The 14258-nt window shown below is 73.9% G+C and carries 17 protein-coding genes; 5 read left to right on the top strand and 12 right to left on the bottom strand.

From position 1 onward, the window contains the following. Positions 1–22 precede the first annotated feature (22 nt). Positions 23–196, bottom strand: a complete 174-nt coding sequence (locus ACZ6ZT_RS02455; RefSeq protein ID WP_007268044.1) for a thiazolylpeptide-type bacteriocin — start codon at positions 194–196, stop codon at positions 23–25. A 183-nt stretch (positions 197–379) separates the two neighbouring features. Between ACZ6ZT_RS02455 and ACZ6ZT_RS02450 the strand changes: the two genes are divergently transcribed. Continuing rightward, on the top strand, positions 380–1675 hold the full coding sequence (locus ACZ6ZT_RS02450) for an amidohydrolase (RefSeq protein WP_469714760.1): 1296 nt from the start codon (positions 380–382) through the stop codon (positions 1673–1675). A gap of 3 nt (positions 1676–1678) precedes the next feature. On the opposite strand, the gene cynS is transcribed toward ACZ6ZT_RS02450, so the two are convergent. Then, complete coding sequence (gene cynS, locus ACZ6ZT_RS02445) at positions 1679–2149, bottom strand: cyanase (RefSeq protein WP_469714758.1); 471 nt, start codon at positions 2147–2149, stop codon at positions 1679–1681. Between the two features lie 62 nt (positions 2150–2211). After that, a complete protein-coding gene (locus ACZ6ZT_RS02440) occupies positions 2212–2817 on the bottom strand; it encodes a carbonic anhydrase (protein ID WP_469715023.1) in 606 nt (201 codons plus the stop codon). Positions 2818–2952: 135 nt separating this feature from the next. On the opposite strand from ACZ6ZT_RS02440, the gene cynR reads away from it, so the two are divergent. The 3 genes from cynR to ACZ6ZT_RS02425 all read left to right on the top strand — a co-directional run bounded on the left by cynR (position 2953) and on the right by ACZ6ZT_RS02425 (position 5127). Further along, the gene (gene cynR, locus ACZ6ZT_RS02435; protein WP_469714757.1) at positions 2953–3897 is read left to right on the top strand and encodes a transcriptional regulator CynR; all 945 of its coding nucleotides are present in this window, start codon (positions 2953–2955) and stop codon (positions 3895–3897) included. A gap of 234 nt (positions 3898–4131) precedes the next feature. After that, positions 4132–4779: a hypothetical protein gene (locus ACZ6ZT_RS02430; protein WP_469714755.1), complete on the top strand. Its 648-nt coding sequence runs from the start codon at positions 4132–4134 to the stop codon at positions 4777–4779. A 111-nt stretch (positions 4780–4890) separates the two neighbouring features. Beyond that, positions 4891–5127 (top strand): DUF6296 family protein, encoded by a 237-nt coding sequence (locus ACZ6ZT_RS02425; RefSeq protein WP_469714753.1) that lies wholly within the window; start codon positions 4891–4893, stop codon positions 5125–5127. 25 nt (positions 5128–5152) lie between these two features. Here ACZ6ZT_RS02425 and ACZ6ZT_RS02420 read toward each other — a convergent pair whose 3' ends face one another. The 9 genes from ACZ6ZT_RS02420 to ACZ6ZT_RS02380 form a co-directional block, all read right to left on the bottom strand. Then, on the bottom strand, positions 5153–5857 hold the full coding sequence (locus tag ACZ6ZT_RS02420; protein WP_469714752.1) for a DUF4328 domain-containing protein: 705 nt from the start codon (positions 5855–5857) through the stop codon (positions 5153–5155). A gap of 159 nt (positions 5858–6016) precedes the next feature. Next, positions 6017–6376, bottom strand: coding sequence for a DUF6204 family protein (locus ACZ6ZT_RS02415; protein WP_469714750.1), 360 nt, complete (start codon positions 6374–6376; stop codon positions 6017–6019). Positions 6377–6467: 91 nt separating this feature from the next. Beyond that, the gene (locus tag ACZ6ZT_RS02410) at positions 6468–7355 is read right to left on the bottom strand and encodes an RNA polymerase sigma-70 factor (protein ID WP_469714749.1); all 888 of its coding nucleotides are present in this window, start codon (positions 7353–7355) and stop codon (positions 6468–6470) included. A 54-nt stretch (positions 7356–7409) separates the two neighbouring features. Then, positions 7410–8009: a HutD/Ves family protein gene (locus ACZ6ZT_RS02405; protein WP_469714747.1), complete on the bottom strand. Its 600-nt coding sequence runs from the start codon at positions 8007–8009 to the stop codon at positions 7410–7412. 160 nt (positions 8010–8169) lie between these two features. After that, entirely contained in the window at positions 8170–8568 is a 399-nt protein-coding gene (locus ACZ6ZT_RS02400; protein WP_469714746.1) for a hypothetical protein, read from the bottom strand. Positions 8569–8760: 192 nt separating this feature from the next. Beyond that, on the bottom strand, positions 8761–10545 hold the full coding sequence (locus tag ACZ6ZT_RS02395) for a carbohydrate binding domain-containing protein (protein ID WP_469714745.1): 1785 nt from the start codon (positions 10543–10545) through the stop codon (positions 8761–8763). 120 nt (positions 10546–10665) lie between these two features. Further along, positions 10666–12108, bottom strand: coding sequence for a VWA domain-containing protein (locus tag ACZ6ZT_RS02390; RefSeq protein WP_469714743.1), 1443 nt, complete (start codon positions 12106–12108; stop codon positions 10666–10668). A gap of 148 nt (positions 12109–12256) precedes the next feature. Further along, positions 12257–12460 carry a cold-shock protein gene (locus ACZ6ZT_RS02385; protein WP_030228921.1) on the bottom strand — a complete coding sequence of 68 codons (204 nt, stop codon included), beginning with the start codon at positions 12458–12460 and terminating at the stop codon, positions 12257–12259. A 219-nt stretch (positions 12461–12679) separates the two neighbouring features. Then, entirely contained in the window at positions 12680–13393 is a 714-nt protein-coding gene (locus ACZ6ZT_RS02380; RefSeq protein ID WP_469715022.1) for an NADPH-dependent F420 reductase, read from the bottom strand. Positions 13394–13590: 197 nt separating this feature from the next. On the opposite strand from ACZ6ZT_RS02380, the gene ACZ6ZT_RS02375 reads away from it, so the two are divergent. Further along, positions 13591–14058 (top strand): hypothetical protein, encoded by a 468-nt coding sequence (locus ACZ6ZT_RS02375; protein WP_469714741.1) that lies wholly within the window; start codon positions 13591–13593, stop codon positions 14056–14058. The last annotated feature ends 200 nt before the right edge of the window (positions 14059–14258 follow it).

Below are 14258 nucleotides of genomic sequence, written 5' to 3'. Positions count from 1 at the left end.
TGCACGCCCTGCCGGGCTCGGGTCAGGCGCTGCAGGAGGTGGTGCTGGTGGTGGAGGAGCAGGTCGAGGTGGAGCTGCAGCTGGTGGAACCGGCGAGTACGACCTCGCTGGCGTCCGAGTAGTCCGAGATCTCGAAGGTCTCCGACTCCAGCTCCAGGATCTCGTCGGCGAGGGAAGCGAGCGGCGACTTCTCCATGGGGACTCCTTCAGTAGGTGCGGTCACTGGGTGCGCGACCACGGGACGGCCGTCTCCGTGCGGTGCCCCTCCAGGAGAGCCCCTCGCGCCGTCATCCCACCCGGTCCCTTCCTGACATTCCGCTGACACGAAGTGTCAGCGGTCTGACGGACGCGGCCGGGCCGGGTGACCGAGCATGGGCACATGACCCCGCCCGTCACCGCCGCCACGGCCGCTCTCGGCGCGTACCCCTCGCTCGCGCGGCCCCTCACCACCCTCTACCTGGATCTGCACCGGCATCCCGAGCTGTCGGGCGGGGAGCGGCGTACGGCCGGAGCGTTCGCCGACTGGCTGGAGTCCGCCGGGTACGCGACCACGCGCGGGATCGGCGGCCACGGCGTGGCCGGGGTACTGCGCCGGGGCGAGGGACCGACGGTGCTGCTGCGCGCCGAGCTGGACGCGCTGCCGCTGCGGGAGACCACCGGGCTGCCGTACGCGAGCGAGGGCCCGGCGGCGCACGCCTGCGGCCACGACCTGCACCTGGCGGCGGCCGCCGGGGCCGCCTCCCTGCTGGCGGGCGCCGGACCGGAGGCGGATGCCTGGCGGGGCACGCTGGTGGTGGTGGGACAGCCCGCGGAGGAGACCCTGGACGGCGCCCGGGCGATGCTGGCCGACGGGCTGTACGAGCGCGTCGGCCGCCCGGACGTGGTCCTCGCGCAGCACAGTGCCCCGCTGCCGGCCGGGATGGTGGCGCACGGGTACGGGCCGATGACGGCGGGGAGCGTCACCTTCCGGGTGGTGGTGCACGGGCGGGGCGGCCACGCGGGCGCCCCGCACCTGACGGTGGACCCGGTGGTGACGGCGGCCCATGTGGTGACCCGGCTGCAGACGGTGGTGGCGCGGGAGGCGGCGCCGTCGGAGCAGGTGGCCGTGACGGTGGGCTCGTTCCGGGCCGGTGAGCGGGCCAATGTGATCCCGGACCGGGCCGAGCTGGGGATCACCGTACGGGCCGCGGGAGGGGCGGCGCTCGCGCGGGCGGCGGCCGCCGTCGAGCGGATCGTCCGCGCCGAGTGCGCCGCCGCCGGCTGTCCCCGTGAGCCGGAGGTGGTGCGGGAGACGGAGTCCCCCGTCACCCATCCCGACCCGGCGACGACGGCCGCCGTACGGGAGGCGCACGCGGCGCACTTCGGGGCGGAGCGGGTGGCGATGTGGCCGCCGTCCCTGGCCACCGAGGACTTCGGGCTGTTCGGCGACGCGGGGCGGGCGGTGCACGGCGCGGCGGGGGTGCGGCTCGCCTACTGGATGTTCGGCGTGATCGGTCCGGCGGCCTGGGCGGCGGCGCCCGGGGAGGGCGCCGCCGGGAAGCTGGCCGCGCTCCCGGCCAACCACGCCCCGGACTTCGCCCCCGACGCGCGCACGGCGCTCCCGGCGGGGGTGGCCGCGCTCACGACCGCCGCCCTGACCTGCCTGCGGGCCCGGCCGGGTGGCGGCGCCGCGTGAGCGTCAGAAGGGCCTGGTCGGCAGGTACTTGCCGTCGAGGGTGATCACGGCGCGCTCGCCGCCCTCGGGGTCGGCGACCTTCTTCACGTCGAGGCGGAAGTTGATGGCGCTGATGATGCCGTCGCCGAACTCCTCGTGGACCAGGGCCTTGAGGGTGGTGCCGTAGACCTGGAGCATCTCGTGGAAGCGGTAGATGGTCGGGTCGGTGGGGACGGAGCCCGGGATGGAGCCCCGGGTGGGAATGGTCGCCAGCCACATCGCGGCATCCTCGTCCAGGCCGAGGAGTTCGGCGACGGCCTGCGCGGCGGGCTCGGGCAGCGGGTGCTGGCCGAGGACGGCGGCGGTGACGAAGGCCGGCGACAGGCCGGCCACCTCGGCGATCCGGCGCCAGGTCAGGCCCTTGCGGACCTTGGCCTCGACGGCGGCGTCGGCGATGCGTTCACGGACGGCGGGGGCGAACTGGGCGTGGGTCATGGTGGTTCCTTCCGGGGGGGGTGGGGTGTGCGGGCGTTCGGGCCACGCGGGCGACGGGCCGGTCAGGCCGCGAGGGTGACGGGCCGGCCGGCGTCGCCGAGCCGTTCGACGGCGCCGGAGGCGATGTCGTAGACCCAGCCGTGGGCGGTCAGGGTCCGCCGGGCGAGGGCGCGGGCCACCGAGGGGTGGGTGGCCAGGTTCGCGAGCTGGGCCCGTACGTTCTCCCGTACCAGCGCGTCCACGGCGTACGGGGCGTCCCCGGCCGGGGCACTACGGGCCACGGAGGCGTCCGCGTGGCGCAGCCAGGCGGCGACGGCCGGGGCGGCGCGGAGGTCGTGGCCCTCGGCGAGCGCGGTCATCGCGCCACAGGCGGAGTGGCCGCAGACGACGACGTCGGTGACGCCGAGGACGGCGACGGCGTACTCGATACTGGCCGCCACCCCGTCGGGGGCCGCCGTGTGGGCGGGGACGAGGTTGCCCGCGGTGCGGATGACGAACAGCTCGCCGGGCTCGCTCTGGGTGATCAGCTCGGGCACCACGCGGGCGTCGGAGCAGCCGATGAACAGGGTCCGGGGGTGGTGCGCCGAGGCAAGCTCCGCGAAGAGTTCCGCCTTGGCGGGGAAGACGTCGTGCCGGAACCGTTCGACGCCCTGGAAGAGGTCGTGCATGGTCACTCCCGCTTTCCCGTTTTCTGGGATCCGCCCGGTGGGGGCGGCTGACCTGTTTCACCCTGCCTGACCAGCGACCATAATGTCCAAGACGTGAAATCGATCCAACCCATCGATGACATCTATACTTGCGCCATGGCTGTCGAACTGCGTCACCTGCGCTACCTGGTCGCGGTCGCCGAGCACCGCAGCTTCACCCGGGCCGCCGAGGAACTGCGGATCTCCCAGCCCACCCTGTCCCAGCAGATCAAGCAGCTGGAGCGGACGGTGGGGACGCGGCTCCTCGACCGTGGCGGGCGGGCGGTGCGCCTCACCGACGCGGGCGCCGTCTACGCGGAGCACGCGCGCCGGGCGCTGCGCGATCTGGCGGCCGCCGAGCGGGCGGTGCACGACCTCGCCGACCTCACGCGGGGCCACCTGCGCCTGGCCCTCACCCCCACCTTCACCGCGTACTTCCTGGGCCCGCTCCTCGCCGCCCTCCACACGGCCCACCCCGCCCTCACCGTGCAGGTGCGGGAGATGCCCCAGGACCGCATCGAGGCCGCCCTGCTGGCCGACGACACCGACCTCGGCATCGCCTTCCACGGGACCCACCTGCCGGGCATCGCGGCCACCGGCCTCTTCACGGAGACCCTCGGCCTGGTGGTCGCCGGCACCGAATCCGGCCCCGCCCCCGGCCCCCTGCCGGTCGAGGATCTGGCGGATCGCCACCTCGCCCTCCTCAGCGGGGACTTCGCCACCCGCTCCCACGTCGACGCCTACTTCGCCGCCCACGGGGTCCGGCCGCGCATCGCGGTGGAGGCCAACTCCGTACAGGCGCTGACCGAGCTGGTCCAACGGACCCCGCTGGCCACCGTGCTGCCCGACGCGGTGACCGACGACCACCCCCGCCTGACCCGCGTCCCGCTGACCCCGCCGCTCCCGGCCCGCACGGCCTGCCTCCTCCACCGCGACGGCGCCTACCTGAGCGCCGCAGCCCGCGCCTTCACCACCCTGGCTCCCCACGTAGCCACCACTCGCAGCTACCCCCCACCCCCAAAACCCCTTACCACCCCGACCACCACCCCGCCTACGGTGTAGCCATGCACCGGCACCGCGGGCGGCCTTCGTGACGCCGTTGTCCGAGCGGCAACGTAGGGTCCTGGGCGGGGTGTTCGGCCGGCCGGTGGTCGGGCTGGACCGGTTTCCGTAGCCCGGCGGCGTGCCAGGTCCGGCCCATCGGGGCGGGACGGGCTCCCTTGTGCCCCTTCCCGGGGGCGCGTCACCATCCATGACGACCCGCACCGCGATGACCGCAGCGACGAGGAGCACCACATGGTTCAGCACGGCACCACCCCCGGCGACAACCCCGGGCAGGGGAAGCGGAACAGGGGCAGGGGGACCGGGGGGATAGCGGTGGCTTCGGCTCTCGCCCTGTCCGTCCTCCTCGCGCTGACGGCCTGTTCGCCCTCCTCTTCTTCCTCCGACTCGTCCTCGAAGGACAGCGGTACCTGGGAGGTCGGCACCTGTGGCGGGCCCGACCCCGACGACGCACCGGACGGGTTCCGCCGGTTCGACTGCGGGGACTCCGGGGCGACCTTCAAGGCGCTGGAGATCGCGGCGGCCGGGATCCTGCCCGGCTCGATCCAGTGCCCGGCCGGGACCGACCTGATGGTCCGCGTATCGGTGTCCTACGGCAAGAAGAACAGTGGCGGCGGGATCCCCACGAAAACCGTCTGCGGACGCAACCTGTCCGGCGACCACCCCGGTGACCCGGGCGCCGGCGGCGGGCAGCTCGTGAAGGGCGACTGCGTCACCTCGACGGCCCAGGAGGTGGCCTGCTCGTCCGCCGGGTCGGGCGGCTTCAAGGTCCTCGACCTGGTCGACAAGAAGGAGCTTTGCCCCGCGGGGACGACCGAGCCCATGGAGCTGACCCTGTCCATAGGCCGTCCGTACGACGTGATCTGCGCGACCGCCGTCTAGCGGCGCCCCCGGCGTACGCGACCGCAAAACGCGGGTAAAGCCGACGGGCGGGGAGGCTCGGATCGGCCCACGATGGAAGGCGTAGCAGCGGCCACCGACGGGAGAGCGCAGATGAGCGTGAAGCGGTACGAGCTGGCCTTCCCCGCCGCGGACGGAACGGAAGGCGAGGACATCGTCGTGGTCGACCGCACCGACACGGCGGGGCCGGGCGGCCACCCGGTCTACGCCGACGCGACCGGGATCGTCCGCGCGGAGATCAGCGACCAGGGCGAAGTCCGCATGATGCCCTCGGGCGGCCACCAGGCCCCCGCCCACCCGCTGGCGGCCCGCCCGCTGCCCGACCGCTGACGCCCCGCGCCGCGCGGCGTGATCCTCACGGGCGCCCCGGTCCGAGCGCGGCCCCGCGGCGTCCCGCGGTGGTCAGGCGGATGACGAAGTGGATGGCCGCCGCGGCCGCGACCACGTCCAGGAGGTCGGAGAGGACCACCAGGAGCAGGGCGCTCTTGACGTCCCCCAGGCTCTCGGCCCTTTCGTAGAGCCGGCCGGTGTAGGCGGTGGCCACCCCGCCGCACACGAACAGTCCCCACCACAGGTTGACCGGCCAGAACGACACCGCGCCCGGCTTCCCCCGCCCCTCGGGCGGCCGCACGCAGACCGCCCACATCTCCACGGCGATCCGGTACGGCCTCCACAGGTTCACCACCGGCACCAGCCAGCCGCCGACCGCCCAGCCGGGCGCGGTCGAGAAGGCGTGCGGCGCGAGCGCCTCCGCGCAGCGCCGCATCCGGTGGAACCAGAGGATGAAGACGAGGACACACAGCGAGAAGGCAAGGTCGTGGACCGTGGCGGCCGTGCGGACGAGGGCGTCGGCGGCGTCGTACTCCTCGGCGTCGGCGACGGCGAAGCCGGCGGTCCCGTCGATCAGCCCGTACGTCCGCGCCTCGGCGAAGACGGCGAACAGGTCGGCCAGGGCGACCGCCCCCAGCAGCGCCACCGCCGCGGCCGGCAGGACGCGCGGCATCCCCGGGGACCCGGTCGGCAGGGACGGGCGTGGTCTCAGCTGGCTGGATGCGGACATGACGAAGGACCCCCCACGGGTGAACGAAGCAAACCGAAACCGCGCGCCACGGTGGGCGCGCTGGGGGAACATACGCTGCCGGGGGCCGCTCCGTCCATCGCGTCCCCGCAGGTCGCAGGCCTACGGGGGGGCCGGCGACGGCCGGGTACGGCAGGACGGTCAGGCGTCGTCGCGGGCCGCCGCCTGGCGCTGGCGCTTGCTCTGCTTGGCCAGGGAGAGGTCCTCGGCCGTGCAGCGCAGGCGCTTGAACCCGTAGCCGCGTTCGGTCAGCCAGGCCTCGGCGGCCAGTTCCGCACGGGCGGCGGCGTCGATGATGTCCTCCTCGGTCTCGCCCGAGTCGAGGAAGCGGAAGGAGAAGGAGTTCCGGGCGGCCAGCTCGTAGGAGAGGTGCCCCTCGGGCGTGAAGGAGGCCGTCAGCAGGTCGTGCTCCGGGGCCGCGGCCGTCAGTTCGGCGCGCTGGTCCGCGCTGAGGTCGTCGAAGAAGCCGCGGACGGTGATGCGGAAGGTGCGGGTGCTCATCCCCCCACCGTAGGGCCGCCGGCCCGCACCCCGCACCGGAGTTTCCCGCGGCCGGTACGGGGTCACCCGGGGCGGGGGCCCTCCGGCGGCCTCAGGCCCGGCCGCGGGCGGGGCGCAGGCCGGCCAGCTTCTCGGGGTTGATCTGGCAGCGGAGCGTGCGGAGCAGGCCGTCCTCCAGGTCGAAGGTGACCGCCCCCATCGGGGCGTCCCCCACCAGGCCGAGGACGCCCAGCTCGCCGTTGATGTCGGCCGGGACGACGCGGAACCCGTCCCCGGCGTTCTTGGCGAGCACGCCGAGCAGCCAGCGGGCGACGTGGTCGGGGCCGTGGATCGGCCGGCGGGCGGCGCTGACCTTGCCGCCACCATCCGACCAGGCGGTGACGTCGGGGGCCAGCATGTCCAGGACGGCGTTGAGGTCTCCCCCGGCGCAGGCGTTCAGGAAGCGGGCCGTGATCTCCTCGCGCTGCGCGGTGTCGGTGTCGTAGCGGTGCCTTCGGGACGCCACGTGCCCGCGCGCCCGGTGGGCGATCTGCCGCACCGCGGGCTCGGGGCGGTCCAGGAATCCGGCGATCTCGGCGTGGGAGTAGCCGAAGACCTCGCGCAGGACGAACACCGCGCGCTCCACCGGCGTCAGGGTTTCCAGGACGACCAGCATCGCCGTGGAGACGCTCTCGGCGAGTTCGCGTTCCTGCGCGACGTCGGGCGAGGTCAGCAGGGGCTCGGGGAGCCAGGGGCCGACGTACTCCTCGCGGGTGGCCCGGGCGGAGGTCAGCCGGTTCAGCGACAGGTTGGTGACGGTGCGCACGAGGTACGCCTTGGGGTGGCGTACCTCGGACCGGTCGGCCTTGTGCCAGCTGAGCCAGGCGTCCTGGACGATGTCCTCGGCGTCGGTGACGGTGCCGAGCATGCGGTAGGCGGTGGCGAAGAGGATCCTTCGGTGTTCTTCGAAGGGGTCCGGTCCGGGTTCGGTCGTGATCACCGTTCGATTCTGCCCGTCCGCGCGCGCCGCCGGTCACCCGCCCCCGGCGGTGCGTCAGCCGGCCGGTCGCGTCCCGGCCATCGCGGCCAGCCGGACCACCGCCGCGCGCCCGTCGGTGCGCAGGAGGACGGGGGCGGGCCCGGTCACCAGGGCCGCGTCGTACGGGCCGAGGGCGGCGGCCGGGCCGGGGCCGAGGGTGGCCGGGCCGTCCAGGGCGCAGACCAGCAGGATCTCGTCCGCCCCGGCGGCGAGGGCGAGTTCGCCCCGGACGACGGCGGTCCGCGCCCGGGCGCCGGCCCTGCGGTACATCACGTTGAAGTTCACGACGGGGCCGTCCAGCAGCCGGCAGCCGGTCGGCAGGTCGCCGGGGAAGTGGTGGGGCGCGTAACGCTCGTCGACGAGGCGGCGTTCCCCGCCGACGGTGAGGTCCATGCCCGCGCCGTCGGCCAGGGTGAGCGTCCGGTCGACGCCGGGGAAGGCGGAGAAGGGGCCGTCGGCGGCCACTTCGGCGAGGCTGACCCGCCAGTCGAAGCCGGCCGTGCCCGCGCCCTCGGGCCCGGCGGCGATCTCGCGGGTCACTCCCCCGCCGTTCTTCCAGGGCACCGCCGTACGGTCGGCCGCGCGCAGGATCCGGATGTCGGCGGGGCCGGGCATGCGGCGTTCCTTCCCTCGGGTCGGTGCCGGGTCGGGGACACGGCGGCCCCGAGCCTACCGGGGGCTCCGCCGGGTGGGCCGGGCGCGCCCGTGGGCCCCGCCCGACGCGCCGGACGGGGCCCACGCAGCGGGGCCCACGGGCGGGGCCCGCGGGCCGGGATCACTTCACGTTCACGACCACGGTCGGGGAGATCGTCTTGTCGTCGCCCATGACGCGCAGTTGCTCCTTGCCCTTGGTGTTGAGCTTGCCGGGAAGGGAGTAGCTGCTGCCGTTCTTGACGGTGGTGCTCGACTGGAGGGTCGTCCACTTGCCCTTGCTGTTGTGCTGGAGCACCAGCTTGCTGCCGACCTTCAGGCCCTTGGTGCGCCCGGAGAAGGTGACCACGTCACCGGCCTTCGCCTCGGTCTTGTCGGCCTTGACGGTGATCTGGCCGGCCGGGCTCGCGCTCGGGGTGGGGGTGGCGGCGACGGCCCCGGCGGTCCCCGCGCCCAGGAGGGCGGCGGACAGCAGGGCGGCGGTGATGCTCCGGGTACAGAGGCTGCGCGGTATGGACTTCACGGTGACTCCCGTCTCGGCGTTCTCCCCCTCGGTGCGAACCCGTACGAAACCGTACGAACCTCCACGAGGCTATCCATCACCCGGATGACCCGCGACCAGACGGAGCGCGCGTTACGCCGATGGGGGGACGGGGCCGCCCGTCGCGGTGCGGCGACGGGCGGCCCGGCGGCGGGGAGGGGGCCGCGCCCCGTGTCAGCTCACGGCGAAGTCGTCGCCGTGGACGGCGCCCTGCCCGTACCAGCCGTGCAGGTAGGCGGTGACCGTGCCGGAGGCGCCGGTGGTGAAGGGCACGCTCAGCCTGGTCCAGCCGGCCGAGCTGGTCCACGTACTGGCGTTCGCGCCGCCCCGGACGCCGAGGTAGGCGTAGCTGCCCTGGACCCAGCCGCTGAGGGTGTAGGCGGTGTTCGGGGTGAGGGTGAGGGTCTGCGCGCACTCGCCGGTGCGGTCACCGGCCGGTGTGCCCTGGACGGCGTACGTCCCCCCGTGCGCCGGGGAGGTCACGACGGAGCCGCCGCTCTCGCACGTCCACGGCGCGAGGGAGCCGCTCTCGAAGCCGCCGTTGACGAGCGCGCCGCTGCCGCCGCCCGGGCCGGAGACGCTGAGGGTGAAGGCGGCGGAGTGGCTCAGCGTGCCACCGGCTCCGGTGACGGTGAGCGCGTACGTTCCGGGCGCGGCCGAGGCGGCGGCGGTGACCGTCAGCTTGGCCGTACCGCCCGCGGTGACCGAGCCGGGGGCGACGGAGGCCGTCACCGCGGCCGGGGCGCCGGTGACCGTCAGCGCGACGGGCTGCGCCGCGCCGGAGGTGACCTGCGTGGAGACGGTGGCGGTGGCACTGCCGCCGGGGGCCACGGAGGCGGAGCCGGGTGCGACGGAGAGCGAGAAGTCGTCGGCGACGGGTCCGGCGTCCCGGGTGAAGGGAGCGAAGGTGTGGGTGAAGTACCAGGGGTCCTGGGCGATGCCGGAGCAGGTGTCGGAGCCGCCCGTGCCGGGGCAGCCGCCGTTGTCCCGCTGGAGCGCCCAGAACGAGAGGGTGTTGATGCCCTTGGCGACGGCCCAGTCGTAGACGGCGGTGGCGTCGGCGGTGGTGAACGTCTCGGCGGGTCCGTAGTCGTCGATGCCGGGCATCTCGGTGACGCCGATCATGCCCCACAGCTGGGCCGGGGTCTTGGCCGGGTAGAGGGCCGCGAGCTGGTCGTAGAGGCCGGTGGCGGCGCTCTTCGTGTCGCTGGCCATGTTGTGGGCGGCGCCGTCGTAGTAGTCGAAGGTCATCAGGTTGACGACGTCGACCCGGGCTCCGGCCGTCTTCGCGCTCTTCAGGACGGCCAGGCCGCTGGCCGCCAGGCCGCTCGTGGTGGTGGGGAGGGTGTAGGAGACCTGGAGGGGGCGGCCGTTGGCCGCGGCCCAGTCCTGCACCTTCTTGATGGCCTGGTTGCGGCGGTCGATCCCGGCCTTGTTGGTGAGGGAGTTGTCCTCGATGTCCATGTCCAGGCGGGTGACGTCGTACGTCGTGATCACCTTCTGGTAGGCGGCCGCGATGGAGTCGACGCTGGTGCAGCTGTCCGCGATCTCGGTGCCGCCGTTGTCGGCCGCGTAGCCGCCGAAGGAGGGGATGACGTCGCCGCCGCGCGAGCGCAGGGTGGCGAAATCGGCGCCGAAGACGGAGGAGGCGATGGGCTGGGAGGTGGAGCCGTTCCAGTACGGGGTGCAGGAGCCCTTGGCCTCGGTCTGGACGAAGGCCATCGTCAGGTACCGGGCGCCGGACCTCTGCGCGAGGTCGGCGGGGCTGTCGGAGGAGTAGGCCTCGAAGTACGGGGCGAAGACGTGCGTGGGCAGCGGGGCCGGCGCGGCCTGCGTGGCCTGCGCGGGGCCCGCGCCTCCCGCGACGAGGAGCGCGGCGCAGGTGGCGAGGGTGGCGAACGCCGCGGTTAAGGACCGCGGGGGGCGCGGACGGCGCGCGGAACGCGAAGGGTGGGTCAACGTGGCTCCCGGTGGGGCGCGAGCGAACGGACGGACGCCCCATGATTGGTCTGGACCAACCACGGGGTCAAGGGGCCGGCCACCCCGGATCCAGCCGTCTGCCGCGCCGCGTACGGGAGTTCAGCGCAGGATGCCCGCCTGCCGGGCGGCCCGCAGCCAGGAGGGGAACTCCGAGAGCAGCCGGTCGTACAGCTCGGCGTCGGAGAGGCGGTCGATGTCGTCGACGGCGAAGAAGCCCACGTTGTCGACCCGGCGCCCGGTCATGGTGTCGAAGCGCTCCAGCACCCCGAACCCGGCCCGGCCCAGGCCCACGAACTGCCAGAACACCGGCTCCTCCACGGCCTCCCGCAACTCCCGCTCGATCTCGGCGTCGCGGTGGACCCCGCCGTCGGAGAAGAACAGCACGAGGGTCGGGGCGGGCACCGGGTGCGCGCGTACGTAGGCACGCACCTCGGCGATCACCTTCTGCTCCTCGTTCTGGAACCCGACCTCCCGCATGTCGATCTGACCGGGCAGCAGGCCCCGGGCCGGCTTGCGGCGGCCGAAAAGACTCATCTGGCCGACGCGCACGTGCAGCCGGATCCATTCCGGCATGTCCCCGATGGTGAGGTCGGGCAGCCGGGCGGGATGGCTGGCGAAGGTCCAGGCCTGCATCTCGCCGTCGTCGTCGAGCTGCGCGGCGACGGCCGCCATCCGTTCCACGACCGAGCCGACGGTGCCGCGGGAGTAGAGCGCGCTCATCGAGCCCGAGGCGTCGAGGACGAGGACGACGCGGGCCGTCACGCCCGCCGCGCCGCTCTTGTCGAGGCTGACGGCCACCTGCCGCTTGCGCAGGGAGAGCCGGTCGCGCATGTCGGCGGGCAGCCGCTCCTCCCCCTTGACCATCCGGACGACGGGCCCGGCGGCCGGTGCCGGGGCGGCGGGCGCGGGGACGGGCCTCGGGACGGGCCTCGGGGCGGGCGGTACGACACGGGCCGGCGGGGCGGGGATGGGGGCGGGCGCGGCGGTCCGGACCGGCGGGGCCACGGGCGCGGGCGGGGCGGCCGGTTCGTCGTCCACGGTGATCCCGAAGTCCCTGGCCAGTCCCGCGAGCCCGCTCGCGTATCCCTGGCCCACGGCCCGGAACTTCCAGACACCGGCCCGCCGGTAGAGCTCTCCGCTCACGAAGGCCGTCTCGGGCCCGGCGGTCATGTCGAAGCGGGCGATCTCGGCCCCGGACCCCGTGTCGAGCAGCCGCAGGTGCAGTCCGGGCACCTGTCCGAAGGTGCCGCCGTCCGCGGAGGCGCAGAGCGCGACGCGCTCCACGTCCGGTTCCAGGGCGGCGAGGTTCACCTCCACCGCGTCCGCGCCGGGCTGCTTGCCGAGGTGGCGCACCGCGCCGCGGGTGTGCACCGGCTGATTGTAGAACACGAAGTCACCGTCGGAGCGCACCCGGCCGCCGCCCGCGAGCAGCAGGGCGGAGGCGTCCACGTCCGGCACGCCCGGGCCGGGCCGCCAGCCGAGGACCACTCTGACGGAGGAGGCCGGAACCGGCAGGTTGGCGCCTTTGCTCAGTGTCGTCACGCCGGACAGTCTGCCGGGTGGGTCACGCCTCCCGGTAGCCGCCCGGGACCCGACGGCTCCCGGGGCGTAGAAGGGGTGGCGGGCCGGGAAACGGGGCCGGGGCCCGCACCCATCGGTGCGGACCCCGGCTCTCGGCTGCGCGTCGGCGTCAGGCGGGCACGATGTTCTCGGCCTGCGGGCCCTTCTGGCCCTGCGTGACGTCGAAGTTCACCTTCTGGCCCTCCTGAAGCTCGCGGAAGCCCTGGGTGGCGATGTTCGAGTAGTGGGCGAACACGTCGGCGCCGCCGCCGTCCTGCTCGATGAAGCCGAAACCCTTTTCCGCGTTGAACCACTTCACGGTGCCGGATGCCATATGGATTCTCCTTCGGGGCTGTACCCGGGGCCGCACTGTGCGACGCCGGCGTCGCCGTGTTGATTGACCCTGTCCGAAAGCATCCGGAAATAAAAAGTGCTCCCGTCGGAAAAACCGACGGCCGCGCTTGAAATCTTGGGAACCACACCTGCAACTGAGCCGACCGTAGCACAGGGCAAACGGTCCGACGCGGAACGTTAACGCGCCCGGCCGAACGGGTCAGCCTCGGAAGTCCTCCGGCCGCACCGGCGAGGCCTCGGACAGGGCCCGGGTGACCTCGGCGACACCCGCGCGCAGGCCGTAGACCGGCGTGTCGGGCTGCTGGCGCCAGGACTCGTCGATGCCGCCCGCGTCGACGGTGTCGAAGCCGATCTCGTCGATCAGGGCGCGGACGGTCTTCTTGGCCGCCTCGTCGTCGCCGGCGACCGGGAGGGCCATGCGGTCGGGGTCGCCGGCCGGGCGCGGCCGGTCGAGGAGGTCGGCGGCGAACGTGCCGTTGAAGGCCTTGATCACCGGGTGTCCGAGGTGCTGTTCGGTCCAGCGGCTCTCGGTGAGGCCCTCGTCCTCGATCGCGGCGATGCGCCCGTCACGCTGACGCGGGTAGTAGTTGCAGGTGTCGATGACGGCGAAGCCCTCGGCGGCTCCGTCGAAGAGCCCGGCCGGGAGGTCGGGCACGTTCTTGAGCGGGACGGTCACCACGACGACCTCGGCGCCCCGGGCGGCCTCGGCGACGGGGACGGCGGTGGCACCGGTCTCCTCGACGAGGTCGGCGAGGGTTTCGGGGCCACGGGAGTTCGCGACGGAGACCTGGTGCCCGAGGGCGGTGAGCCGGCGCGTGAGGTTGCCGCCGATGTTGCCCGCGCCGATGATGCCGATCTTCATGAGCTCTCCAGTGCGTGTGTGCGTGCGTGCATGCGTGCGGAGGAACCGGATATCGCGTCTGTCCGAACCACCGGACCGCCCGCCGCATTCCGCTGGGGGCACCCGGATTTCCCGGTTACCCCGTACGGGCGAATTTCGGCCATTCCCCGCACACCGAGAACCGGTTGGCCGGGGCACGCCGTCCTCCAGGGCAGTGCCGGGGGACCGTACCGGCAGGCAGCACTCAGCACGGGGAAAGGTACCGACCGATGTCCAAGCTCCCGACCAAGCGCGCCACCTCCCTCGCCCTGGCGGCCACCGCCGGCGTGGCGGCGCTCTCCTTCGCCCTCGTCACCGGCACCTCCGCCACCGCGGCCGCGCCGCAGTCCGTGTCGGGCAGCCCCGAGGGCGCCTTCAGTCGGATCGCCGACTTCTACGGCTCGTACATCGACGCGGTCTACGACGGCGACGGCAAGACGGCCGACCAGCTGCGCTCCTTCTACCTCTCCAAGCCGCTCCAGCAGGAGCTGAAGCAGTGGGAGGAGACCAACCACGCGAACGGCGTCCTGCGCGCGCAGAACGTCCCCCTGGAGTGGAAGGTGACGTCGACCGGGAGCGGGACGGGCAAGACCAACGCCACGGTGACCCTGACCTGGGGCGGCAGCGGCGACAACACCACCCGGATCCACGTGCAGGCCGACCTGAAGACGAAGAAGATCACCTCCATCACCGACTGACCGGACACGTCCGGGACCGGACGCCTCCGGAAAGGCCCGCCGCCACGGGCGTCCCGGTCCGGAGACACGAGTGGGGGCCGCCCGCCGGCGGGGCCCCCCCCCCCCGGCCCGCCCCCCCCGCGACCCCCCCCCCCCCCCCCCCCACCACCCCCCCCCCCCCCCCGCCCCGCCGGGCGCCCCCGGCCCGCCCGGGGGCGGCG

Source organism: Streptomyces sp. NPDC102258 (assembly GCF_055584685.1).
The sequence above is the reverse complement of the archived record's forward strand: the minus strand, read 5'-3'. Positions and strand labels throughout refer to the sequence as shown.

Excerpts from the sequence above, each read along its gene's own strand:
- ACZ6ZT_RS02455 (WP_007268044.1), bottom strand. The coding sequence starts at position 196 with ATGGAGAAGTCGCCGCTCGCTTCCCTCGCCGACGAGATCCTGGAGCTG.
- ACZ6ZT_RS02450 (WP_469714760.1), top strand. The coding sequence starts at position 380 with ATGACCCCGCCCGTCACCGCCGCCACGGCCGCTCTCGGCGCGTACCCC.
- cynS (WP_469714758.1), bottom strand. The coding sequence starts at position 2,149 with ATGACCCACGCCCAGTTCGCCCCCGCCGTCCGTGAACGCATCGCCGAC.
- ACZ6ZT_RS02440 (WP_469715023.1), bottom strand. The coding sequence starts at position 2,817 with ATGCACGACCTCTTCCAGGGCGTCGAACGGTTCCGGCACGACGTCTTC.
- cynR (WP_469714757.1), top strand. The coding sequence starts at position 2,953 with ATGGCTGTCGAACTGCGTCACCTGCGCTACCTGGTCGCGGTCGCCGAG.
- ACZ6ZT_RS02430 (WP_469714755.1), top strand. The coding sequence starts at position 4,132 with ATGGTTCAGCACGGCACCACCCCCGGCGACAACCCCGGGCAGGGGAAG.
- ACZ6ZT_RS02425 (WP_469714753.1), top strand. The coding sequence starts at position 4,891 with ATGAGCGTGAAGCGGTACGAGCTGGCCTTCCCCGCCGCGGACGGAACG.
- ACZ6ZT_RS02420 (WP_469714752.1), bottom strand. The coding sequence starts at position 5,857 with ATGTCCGCATCCAGCCAGCTGAGACCACGCCCGTCCCTGCCGACCGGG.
- ACZ6ZT_RS02415 (WP_469714750.1), bottom strand. The coding sequence starts at position 6,376 with ATGAGCACCCGCACCTTCCGCATCACCGTCCGCGGCTTCTTCGACGAC.
- ACZ6ZT_RS02405 (WP_469714747.1), bottom strand. The coding sequence starts at position 8,009 with ATGCCCGGCCCCGCCGACATCCGGATCCTGCGCGCGGCCGACCGTACG.
- ACZ6ZT_RS02385 (WP_030228921.1), bottom strand. The coding sequence starts at position 12,460 with ATGGCATCCGGCACCGTGAAGTGGTTCAACGCGGAAAAGGGTTTCGGC.
- ACZ6ZT_RS02375 (WP_469714741.1), top strand. The coding sequence starts at position 13,591 with ATGTCCAAGCTCCCGACCAAGCGCGCCACCTCCCTCGCCCTGGCGGCC.